The organism is Nostoc sp. FACHB-190 (assembly GCF_014696905.1).
In the GTDB taxonomy this organism is placed as follows: Bacteria; Cyanobacteriota; Cyanobacteriia; order Cyanobacteriales; family Nostocaceae; genus Nostoc_B.
The window spans coordinates 1-9,048 of the sequence record NZ_JACJQW010000085.1; the positions used below are offsets into that span (position 1 = coordinate 1).

At 42.0% G+C, this 9,048-nt stretch carries 15 protein-coding genes; 2 read left to right on the forward strand and 13 right to left on the reverse strand.

The window, feature by feature from the left end; genetic code table 11:
- Positions 1-196: hypothetical protein (locus H6G28_RS35630; RefSeq protein WP_206758279.1), on the forward strand; the 196-nt coding region annotated here is incomplete at its 5' end.
- A 241-nt stretch (positions 197-437) separates the two neighbouring features.
- On the opposite strand, the gene H6G28_RS35635 is transcribed toward H6G28_RS35630, so the two are convergent.
- From H6G28_RS35635 to H6G28_RS35675, 9 genes are read right to left on the reverse strand one after another with little or no spacing between them, the layout of a single operon-like run.
- Entirely contained in the window at positions 438-803 is a 366-nt protein-coding gene (locus tag H6G28_RS35635) for a hypothetical protein (RefSeq protein ID WP_190677955.1), read from the reverse strand.
- Complete coding sequence (locus H6G28_RS35640) at positions 800-1,306, reverse strand: hypothetical protein (protein ID WP_190677958.1); 507 nt, start codon at positions 1,304-1,306, stop codon at positions 800-802. The genes H6G28_RS35635 and H6G28_RS35640 overlap by 4 nt, the downstream gene beginning before the upstream one ends.
- 2 nt (positions 1,307-1,308) lie before the next feature.
- Positions 1,309-1,701, reverse strand: a complete 393-nt coding sequence (locus tag H6G28_RS35645) for a hypothetical protein (protein ID WP_190677961.1) — start codon at positions 1,699-1,701, stop codon at positions 1,309-1,311.
- A 2-nt stretch (positions 1,702-1,703) separates the two neighbouring features.
- A complete protein-coding gene (locus H6G28_RS35650; RefSeq protein ID WP_190677964.1) occupies positions 1,704-2,015 on the reverse strand; it encodes a hypothetical protein in 312 nt (103 codons plus the stop codon).
- A gap of 32 nt (positions 2,016-2,047) precedes the next feature.
- Positions 2,048-2,437, reverse strand: a complete 390-nt coding sequence (locus H6G28_RS35655) for a hypothetical protein (protein ID WP_190677966.1) — start codon at positions 2,435-2,437, stop codon at positions 2,048-2,050.
- A gap of 9 nt (positions 2,438-2,446) precedes the next feature.
- Positions 2,447-4,027: a hypothetical protein gene (locus tag H6G28_RS35660; RefSeq protein ID WP_190677969.1), complete on the reverse strand. Its 1,581-nt coding sequence runs from the start codon at positions 4,025-4,027 to the stop codon at positions 2,447-2,449.
- Positions 4,018-4,413 (reverse strand): hypothetical protein, encoded by a 396-nt coding sequence (locus tag H6G28_RS35665; RefSeq protein WP_190677972.1) that lies wholly within the window; start codon positions 4,411-4,413, stop codon positions 4,018-4,020. Before H6G28_RS35665 ends, H6G28_RS35660 begins: the two co-directional genes overlap by 10 nt.
- A complete protein-coding gene (locus H6G28_RS35670) occupies positions 4,394-4,642 on the reverse strand; it encodes a hypothetical protein (protein WP_242049315.1) in 249 nt (82 codons plus the stop codon). The genes H6G28_RS35665 and H6G28_RS35670 overlap by 20 nt, the downstream gene beginning before the upstream one ends.
- The gene (locus H6G28_RS35675; RefSeq protein ID WP_190677974.1) at positions 4,642-5,316 is read right to left on the reverse strand and encodes a hypothetical protein; all 675 of its coding nucleotides are present in this window, start codon (positions 5,314-5,316) and stop codon (positions 4,642-4,644) included. Before H6G28_RS35675 ends, H6G28_RS35670 begins: the two co-directional genes overlap by 1 nt.
- 301 nt (positions 5,317-5,617) lie before the next feature.
- Here H6G28_RS35675 and H6G28_RS35680 point away from each other — a divergent pair, with 301 nt between their 5' ends.
- The gene (locus tag H6G28_RS35680) at positions 5,618-5,815 is read left to right on the forward strand and encodes a hypothetical protein (RefSeq protein WP_190677977.1); all 198 of its coding nucleotides are present in this window, start codon (positions 5,618-5,620) and stop codon (positions 5,813-5,815) included.
- A 1-nt stretch (position 5,816) separates the two neighbouring features.
- Here H6G28_RS35680 and H6G28_RS35685 read toward each other — a convergent pair whose 3' ends face one another.
- The 4 genes from H6G28_RS35685 to H6G28_RS35700 form a co-directional block, all read right to left on the reverse strand.
- A complete protein-coding gene (locus H6G28_RS35685; protein WP_190677981.1) occupies positions 5,817-7,655 on the reverse strand; it encodes a hypothetical protein in 1,839 nt (612 codons plus the stop codon).
- The gene (locus H6G28_RS35690) at positions 7,612-7,779 is read right to left on the reverse strand and encodes a hypothetical protein (protein WP_190677984.1); all 168 of its coding nucleotides are present in this window, start codon (positions 7,777-7,779) and stop codon (positions 7,612-7,614) included. The genes H6G28_RS35685 and H6G28_RS35690 overlap by 44 nt, the downstream gene beginning before the upstream one ends.
- Positions 7,780-8,583, reverse strand: coding sequence for a hypothetical protein (locus tag H6G28_RS35695; RefSeq protein ID WP_190677988.1), 804 nt, complete (start codon positions 8,581-8,583; stop codon positions 7,780-7,782).
- Positions 8,584-8,852: 269 nt separating this feature from the next.
- Positions 8,853-9,048: hypothetical protein (locus H6G28_RS35700; protein ID WP_206758279.1), on the reverse strand; the 196-nt coding region annotated here is incomplete at its 5' end.

Consider the following 9,048-nt stretch of genomic DNA (forward strand, 5'->3'; position numbering starts at 1 on the left):
GCGGTTGTTGGTTTCCGAAATAATGGCAGAGAATTTCAGATTGAGTTTAAGTCTGGGCGGCTGGATTATGCCAAAGCCAAGCAACTCGCCAAACCGGAGTTATGAGAATGCGATCGCCCTACTGGATACAACTTCAATGGGCGATCGCGATCGCACTCAGCATAGTGCAATCAATGAAAAATTCACACAATCTTAACAATCAGTGCAGATACGGGCGATCGGCACTCTAATTAGGGCTGCAACTTCCGCATTTACCATTGGGAAGTATCACCTTCGCCTTTAAAATCAAGCTTTTGAGCATCTCTGCAATTATCTGCTACTCATTTGCTACTCATATTGACTGTTTTAACCCTGTTTTTTGGCGATCGCAGGGAGCGATCGCGCTACTCAACCGCTACTCATTCCGTAACTGACTAGAGTGAATCCCCAGAGGGTTATTAGTACTCATCGTCTCGGAGAATAAAGCCGGATTCCTTGTTGAGAAAGCCGGAAAGCTGCTTTATCAATCCCCTAAGCCGATTAAATTTATGTTCTAATTGCGTATCGAAGGTATGTATTCGGTAGTCGTAATGTTCCTTTTTGCCTTCGTACTCAGTCAGATGAACATCTAAATTTTTCTCAATTGTGTAAAGTCGTCCGTTAACGCTGTCTTTGAGTTGATCAACTGCTGCCAAAACAGTTGTTTCAACTCTATTAATACGTGCATTAATATTAGATTCTACCTGGGCGAGTCTGTAGACAGCCCCAAATAGCATAAACAGAAGAGAAAAAACAGTTAAAGCATTGTTAACGTCAATTTTCATACCTGTTTTGATGCCATAGAAGCATCTGGCATAAATTCAAAAGTCATATAACAGTTGTTGGCGATTTCATTCCATTCGCCAACAGCAGATACAGAAGGACGATTTTCAATAGGAATTGATGCTAAAACCATATTCCAAAGGAATATCAAATCACCTAAATTAAAATCTTGGCGATTAGTAACGCCTAAAGTAATAGCTAAAGTTTCAAGTCTACGTACAACATCTTTATCAACCGCATCAGAAATAAATTGATTGTATGCAGCATTAGCTTGCATATTTCGATTGAATTCAGCCCAATTCATTAGAGGAATGGGTTCACTTTGCAGAATTTCAGATACTAAAATAATCTGTCCATCTTGCAATCTGTACCTTTCAGGATTTGAGCTTAATTCCTGCCATTTTTCATCACTGATTTGAATTGCAGATTCAGGAATTAAGCTATTAAGCTGGTCATGAAAGAAACCATTAATCTTATTATCAGAATCAAAGACAACATAATACATAACTAAATTCCTATAGAAAAAACGCGAAAACTAATACTGGTATTAACTGAGCTAGAAAATTGGTAAGAAATTGTCGATTGTGTCGTGCTGAAACCCATAGAAAAGCCATTATTATTAAAAGAGCCGCCACTTTGGCAAGCAAAAGCGGCATAAACCGTATTAAAGGCTACTGGAAAAGGGGTTACAGCAAAATAAACCAACCCGCCTGTATAAGGTTGGCTTGGAATGCTTACTGTCTGCCACTGTAAAAGTAAGCCACTAGGTAGTCTTGTCCAACCATTTGCCCCAATCGATTGAGCCGCTCCTAGATTTAGCCAAGCACTAGCAGCATTAGCCAAGTCACTCAGGTTATTAGCTTTTTGCAGTGCTGTGGTGTTGGGATTTGTTAAAGGCATTACTACGTCAACTCCCTCACCAAAGCATTACCGTTCGCTGCTGCCCAAATGCCCGAAATAGTTCCTGTGTAAGAAAAAGGAATTTCGTAATATCCATCAGCTTCCAGCATGGCGGTAAAAGCACTTGTAGAAGCTGTAACCCCAAATTCTATATATAATCTCGCCGTACTTCTATTCCAAATCGTTCCACCCTTCCGGCTACTATTTGAAGCCAAAAGCGAAATACTTGTAGTTGAAGCACTGACGCTGCTGGGCGTACTGGTGCTACTAGTCGGGGTGCTTACCGTTACAACCGAGGGATTAGATAAAGGCATTTATTTAATACACTCCAATATTTTTTGTTAAATCAACCTTCGTTCTTGAGCTTGCCTAGTTCTAAAAGCAAAGTTTGTCTCAACAAGTCTGGAGGTATGACTATGCTTTTTTCATTAATAGTAATTTCCCAGTTTTGGCTATCACGTTTAAGCTTGATTTCTGTCGATAAATAATCAAGCCTGGCGTAGACTTCAAAGATTGATAATTGGGTTGGTGGAACAATTTTGATTTTCAAAGACGACTGGATAACACTATCTAAATAAGTATCAAGTTCTTTTTGGAATTGCCCTGTCAAAGCATTAATGGCGGTTTCTAAAGCCTTCTGTCTGTCACTATTAATGATTTCAGTTTTGGCTTGATTAGCTTGCCAAGCCGATTTTATGGCTTCTTCCATATCGAATTGAGGCAAAATAATTTCCATATTTCTCTATTAATTGGGTGATGTGTCTGCGCCGGGTTTCTTGAGGAGTTCTAAAATAATTTCCTCAAAATTAATCGGTTTGGTATCAGTCCATAAATCTATCCGTTCATCTTTGCGGATATATCTTTTACCGTTGATAGGTATCCCAGAACCAGCCGCACCAGGAACCCGGTATTGATTCAAAATCGTGAAGTAGGCAGGGTAAACCCTAACTGGTTGTTTAATGTAGCTACCCGTTACATCTTCCGTTCTGTCTTCGCTGATAGTTGGTTTCTTGGTAATTTCGCCTTTACTTAGTGCGGCTAGTGCGCGTAGCCTGTCTTCTGCTTCGTCCCCAGATTGCCCAAAACAAGCCATCCCCCTCCCGTTGTCGAGAACTGTGAACGCGCGATACCGCCCATACATATAGCCATTAGCACCGCCACAGGCTAATTTAATTCGTTCCCAGTCAAGCTTGGTTTGGTCGATTTCAGGGACTACATAGGTTCCGCTAACCAGTCTGTCCTGCCCGTTTCGTTTTGTCCAAGGCGGAGTTTGGACACTGAAAAACTGCACAATCAGGGTTAAGCTTCTGGGTTTGGCTCTCAGATATTCGTCAACGGGTGAACCTACAAAAGTACCGATGTCTTTGTACTCCATCAACTGGTAATTGGTCAGCGTTTGCACAATCACCGGCTTGAGTGCTTCTTGTGGTCCTGCGAGAATGATTTTTTGGTCATCAATGCTTCTGTCAGGGGTTATTTCCACATATTTTGTTTTACCCATCGGGGGTAGTTGCTGTTGTCTGAGTTTCTCAGCAGCTAAGAAAGACTCAACCGAATTTGTGACGACGTACCCTGCCTCTACGCACCCGTCCCATGCTTCCTCTAAAAATTCCTCAACGAAATTTCGTAAGAAAGTATTAGGGATGGATTCAACAGCATTATCAACCGCGATCGCAAAACTCCAAGGTTTACTTCCCTCCGCCCCCCAAGCCTTAATAGCTTTCTCTGCTTTATCACCGAATAGGCGCTGAACCAAGCCGACATTTGACTTAATGAATTTGCGGATATTTTTAAAACCCCAAAGCAGCAGCGATTGAGTCGCGCTAACAAAGGTGTACCGCACCAAATTAGCTAAATTAGCTAAAAATTCATCGGCTAATTCTTCGACTACATTTTCGAGGACGTAAGCACCTAAAGGTTCATTAAAAGCCAGGATGGTAGCGCCGGGAAGAACACCGCACCCCAAGTAACCGACCAAATTACCTAAAGTTCCACCAAGCAAGCCCCCCAAATTATCCCAGGCTTGTTGAATTTGCTGGTCGATAGTCTTGTCAGACATATTCCAGTCAAAATTCCAGATGAACTGGAGCGTGCTGGTAAACAAACCCCAAGCAGCCGAAAGCGTGAAATTAATTAGCCCGCCAATATTGGCAACCAGAAAACCAACTAGTCTACTACCAGCATTCCAGATCCAAGAGATGATGTTGTTTTCCCCTTGCTGGGTGGTCTGCTTGTCTTCAAAAGAACTTTTGAATTTTCGCTCACCAATGGCGGAACGGACTTGCCTTGACTCTAAAGCTGATTCAACAATATCGGCTAACCCCATAGTTCCTCCAACTTCACTTGTAAATTGGCATCTGGGGTCACGCCGATGTACCGGGAACGGCGGCGGCTAGTTTTGTAAACCTCGAAATCTCGAAAGTAAACAGACCGCTCTTGTAAGTCTTGAGGGATTGGGACTTCAAAAATCACGGGAGTAGAGGAAGGATAGACCCTTATAGCATTCCCAGTTTGGTCACTGTTTGCAGTCTTATATCGGGGTCTAACCAAAACGTAACTAGAAAGTTTCGTCCAATCGTTGCAGATGAATGATGCTCGGATGGTGGCATTTGCACCAGTGGCGGTATTAGGGAGCTTAATCCACTGTTTTTTAACCGCTTCCACTGTGCCGAGGTTATTCCAAACGCCAATATCATCCGTAACAGTCGTCATCGTCGCCGCGTTCCTCTAGTAGCTGGTCGTATTCGCCACCCTCGCAGTATTCCGCTAGTTCATCCTCGGTCACTACTTCTAGAATTCCACTCCCAGCACGGGCTACGAATGCAAAATCAGAGTTGAAATTATTCTGCCAGCCGGGAGGGAGTGAACTGTAGAGATACTGATCAAAAAAAGGATGCCCAGGCAGGATTAACCCTGCCTCAGTTTCAATTGGCAGTGTCATTAGTTGTTGTTAGCTGGCGCACTAGCTAAGATTTTTTCTTCAGATAAAATGTCGTAGCCAGCTTCAGAAGCACTACCCTGACTGCCTGTCGAGAAGAAACTAGAGAAAGTTGAGCCACTAGGTAAAAGTATTGCAGCCCTTCCAGGGTAAGGGATAGAAGCCCCGCTCACAAGCTTGCTGCGTTCAGTGTCAGTAGTGATATTTGTCGAGTTCTTTAAACCCAGTGCTGCACCGTAAGATTCAAAATCAGCTTTATTCATTGGGAAGCAATACAAGGTACCATCGCTCAACTCAGCAATTGCAGTTAAGCTTTGCCTGGGTGAATTTGGAGCGCGTAAACTTACACCCGTGCGACTTTTTGATAAAGTCCAACCTGCTGCTTGAGCTAGTCCAATGTTGTTATATCCACAAAATGTAGAAACAGATTGCTGTTGCCCAGTCGGCGCACCAGTCTTTTTCAAAACTCTAGGAGGATTAGGTGCTTTAGCTCCAATTATTTTCACTCTTCCGGCTGCAACTGCGTTTGGCTGTACGTGACCTAGAGCAGTTACATCTGCTGTTGTTATGCCTGGAAGAGAAGTTAAATCTTTGGGTTTAAAACCAAAGTACATTAAGTCATTAACTATTACAAAAACTGTATTTGAACGCTTTTTACCGCGAGTATAAGAAGGCATAAATAGCTGAATCTCCACTTGTTCAATCAACAGTAATCGACGCTATTGACGACTGTCGCCAGCAGAAATACAGACATAAACGTAACGGAAATCCTAGTTACAATAAGCACTTTAAACCAACTAATAAAAATCTAATTAGCAGTTATCATTTAAAAAATGATTTTCAAAAATGGCATTTAGACCCCTAGGGGTCCAAAAAAAGACGAGACTTAAACTAGCCAGAAAAAAACGCCTCAAAAAGCGATGATCAACGATGGAATTAATTATTTATCCATTGCTCTGTACAACCAGCAAACGCACTATGCGTAGGCGTTGGCGAAAAAAGAGATACGGAATTAAACAACCGTATCACTACGTACCCCAATACAGACTTATCAAACGCTTGATGCAAGAATTGGGATATACCGATGTACAAGTGCGCCAACAAATATTTGACGAAAGGCTTTGGCTACTACGCGAAGATTGGGGAGAGAATGCAATTACAAAAGCTGATGTTTAATTTAGGTGCTTTCACTTGTGTCTGTACCAAATTCCCGGATTTTTGGTCTTTGCTCTAGTGGTCGGTCATAAGGGTGTAAATTGTCGGTTATCCCTGGTTTAGAAATAAATCCTGTTTCGGCACTCTCCACAAATTCATCCCAGTCGCTCTTTTTAGGTGGTGGCGGTGGCGCGTCTGGGTTGTTTGGGTCTGGCGGTGGCGGAGTTTTAACAAAAGTGTCAACTGCATCTGAAAGTTTTACCGCACCTTTGAGAACATCTTTGATTTTTTCTAGAGGGCTACTTGTGCCAATGTTGCGGAAATTAGCAGCCCTGTACATAGCAGCCATTTCTAATATTGGGGCGATCAAGTCGTTGAGGTCGTTCTTGTCGTCATTTTCCCAGCCTTTTACCTTCTGTTCCCCAGGTTTGAGCATTTTATCAAGTTGTGTTTCACCGGGAATAAAAGTAAACGGTACTTGACGCTCGATTTGTTTACCTTTGTACCCAAGAAATTCTGCATTAGCAGCCCCATAATCACTAGCCAAAATAGCCGATTGCTTGGCGCTGCCAGCTTCAATCATTGCGTTTACGGTCGCTACTAAATTGGCGGCTGATTCGCTGCGTAGCACCAAAAGCAATCCCACTATTTCAGCAATTGATTCTGCTAGATTGGGCATTGTAACCGTTTGCTGTTGATCACCTTCTTGGGTGAGGTCTGCATCCTGAATTTTTATCTCTTGTGGGAACTGCCCAAATTGGGCATTGGTTTGAATAACAGAGTAGGCAATGTATTGCGCTAGACTTTCTATTTGTCTTGTTCCGCTATTTTTCTTAACCAAGCTATTTGGTACAGAAGCAGGTAATGGGCCAATTCTTTTTAATATCAGTCTTAACAGTTGGTCATTATTGGAATCGTTGTTACAACGGCACATACATTCACAGTCTTTTGGTGGTGGTGGATTGGGTGTGTTTTCACAAAATATATAGGGAACTCTAAATTCAACGATCTCTATCTCTTCGCTTTGGCGGTTTTCATAAATGTTCCTGCTACCCCACCGATTACATCCCTCTACAAAATCTCCGTAGGAATAGTAGACTCTGCCTAGCTCACTACTTACCTGAAACCTTAAGTAGTTGCCCGCATAGTTGCCGCTTCCTACCCCTTGACTGGTAATAATGAAGTCTTCTTCCCAAGAATTTTCATAGTCTATATCTTCAAAGTCATCATAGTAAGAAAAACTTATCCCAAGGGTAATTTTTGCCCTAACAGATACTTCCCTGCGAAGAAGTGGATCAAAGAATGTTTCCCCTTGTCCTCTGGAGGCTTTTATTAAAACGGTTTGATAGATTGTGGTACGTTCTCCACTAAATTCGTTTTTTTGGGTATTGGGAACCCAATACAATTCTCTGCTAATTGACTCCTTCATTAACAAAAGTCCGAGAAAATCGTCGCCCTCACATATATTTTTAGGGGGGATAGTAGGAACGACCTCGTTTCTTTCTGGTTTCCTTGGTGGCGGTGGGAGTCGGCAATCGCCAGGGAAGCGATAAACAAATTGATAAATTGGTAATTTGATGAAACCAAGTGATGGTGCAAATTGAACGCCGATATTGCACTCATCCTGAATTTTCGACAAGCCAAAATCAACAAAATCTCTAGTAAAGGGATTGCCACCACAATAGGGACTGTCTGGCCAGCGACTGCAATCAAAGGGTGAGACTGGCTGATCTGGAGTTGCATAAAATCCACCGCCAACAGGCTCAAGTCCTGGTAATGGCGACTCTGCTTGCTGTGGCGGTTCCCAGCCATCGTTATCAGGTGGTCTTCTCTGTCTCGGCTGTCGCTGCTGGCGTACCATTTCTAAATCTCACAATTAATCCATAAGAATTGTTGTGTAGTCTCTGATATTTATCCCGCATTATTTCTAAATCTGTTTTACCTACAATGCGGTAAGGCATTTTAAAATCAGCTTCGTCATTCATTTAAGATAGTTCAATGCCAGAAACAACTGAGTTTGAACTTGAAATTGCAGTAATCACGCCTTTGTAATTAATTTCTTGCGTTGAGTATTGAAAGATTCCGTAGGGTTTTAATACAATTCCTTTGCCTATAAATGGCAATGTTCCTAAATCTAAATAAATGTTGACATCCGATTCATTTGAAATAATTACATTCTTTCTATTTGGGTTTGCGTTCAGTATTGTAGAAACTTCATTATTGACGGTTTTATTAAACGGAACAGAATTATTGATTGGGGCGGGACTATCATCAATGCAAATCTCTTTGATGTAGCTACCGTGAATTGTCACAGTATCCCCAGTCTGAAGCAGCCCCCATCCTACATCTTTTAGCTGTACTCCTAATCTGCCATTTTTACCTAATTCAATGGCTAAATTTTGGGTGTACAAGTCCATGATGTTGTACACCCGGTAAGGATACCCCGCCGGGTTAAGCAAGCTGATTGACCCTACAGGATGCCAATTAATAGAATCTTCCGATACTAATAAATCTAGTTGTTTTCTGGCTGAATTCCACTCTGTATTTAGTGATTTGTACAAGGCTTGTGTGTTGCTATCTTCTAGCGTGATGTCTGGAAGATTCGCTTCTGGTAGGCTGCTAATTTTCACATAAGCCTTGAGATTTTTGACAAAAATGTTTTCACTGATGACTGTTCCGGTATCAACACTGAAATCATTATCAGTAAAAATAGGGTAAACATTGGAAGTACTATTAATATCCAACTTCAAAACAATTGGTTTGGCTTCATTGATAGTAGATATCGCCATGATGTTTTTTTAAGGTCATATTTGATTGTTCCCATAAAAGTAAATTTGGTTTTACTGGGCTGACAATATGACAATTATCAATCGGGCATATCTTCCAGTTTTATGTAAAACACGCATATCTTCACGCAGGCTAAACCTTGCTGTACCTACGTTTCAGCACAAGTACAGCAATGCACAGGACAATTTATACCGGATTAACCACTCTGCATGGTAAATGCGGAAGTTGCAGCCCTAATTAGAGTGCCGATCGCCCGTATCTGCACTGATTGTTAAGATTGTGTGAATTTTTCATTGATTGCACTATGCTGAGTGCGATCGCGATCGCCCATTGAAGTTGTATCCAGTAGGGCGATCGCATTCTCATAACTCCGGTTTGGCGAGTTGCTTGGCTTTGGCATAATCCAGCCGCCCAGACTTAAACTCAATCTGAAATTCTCTGCCATTATTTCGGAAACCAACAACCGC

Excerpts from the sequence above, each read along its gene's own strand:
- H6G28_RS35670 (WP_242049315.1), bottom strand. The coding sequence starts at position 4,642 with ATGACACTGCCAATTGAAACTGAGGCAGGGTTAATCCTGCCTGGGCAT.
- H6G28_RS35655 (WP_190677966.1), bottom strand. The coding sequence starts at position 2,437 with ATGGAAATTATTTTGCCTCAATTCGATATGGAAGAAGCCATAAAATCG.
- H6G28_RS35690 (WP_190677984.1), bottom strand. The coding sequence starts at position 7,779 with ATGAATGACGAAGCTGATTTTAAAATGCCTTACCGCATTGTAGGTAAA.
- H6G28_RS35645 (WP_190677961.1), bottom strand. The coding sequence starts at position 1,701 with ATGCCTTTAACAAATCCCAACACCACAGCACTGCAAAAAGCTAATAAC.
- H6G28_RS35665 (WP_190677972.1), bottom strand. The coding sequence starts at position 4,413 with ATGACGACTGTTACGGATGATATTGGCGTTTGGAATAACCTCGGCACA.
- H6G28_RS35675 (WP_190677974.1), bottom strand. The coding sequence starts at position 5,316 with ATGCCTTCTTATACTCGCGGTAAAAAGCGTTCAAATACAGTTTTTGTA.
- H6G28_RS35685 (WP_190677981.1), bottom strand. The coding sequence starts at position 7,655 with ATGGTACGCCAGCAGCGACAGCCGAGACAGAGAAGACCACCTGATAAC.
- H6G28_RS35695 (WP_190677988.1), bottom strand. The coding sequence starts at position 8,583 with ATGGCGATATCTACTATCAATGAAGCCAAACCAATTGTTTTGAAGTTG.
- H6G28_RS35650 (WP_190677964.1), bottom strand. The coding sequence starts at position 2,015 with ATGCCTTTATCTAATCCCTCGGTTGTAACGGTAAGCACCCCGACTAGT.
- H6G28_RS35635 (WP_190677955.1), bottom strand. The coding sequence starts at position 803 with ATGAAAATTGACGTTAACAATGCTTTAACTGTTTTTTCTCTTCTGTTT.
- H6G28_RS35680 (WP_190677977.1), top strand. The coding sequence starts at position 5,618 with ATGCGTAGGCGTTGGCGAAAAAAGAGATACGGAATTAAACAACCGTAT.
- H6G28_RS35660 (WP_190677969.1), bottom strand. The coding sequence starts at position 4,027 with ATGGGGTTAGCCGATATTGTTGAATCAGCTTTAGAGTCAAGGCAAGTC.
- H6G28_RS35640 (WP_190677958.1), bottom strand. The coding sequence starts at position 1,306 with ATGTATTATGTTGTCTTTGATTCTGATAATAAGATTAATGGTTTCTTT.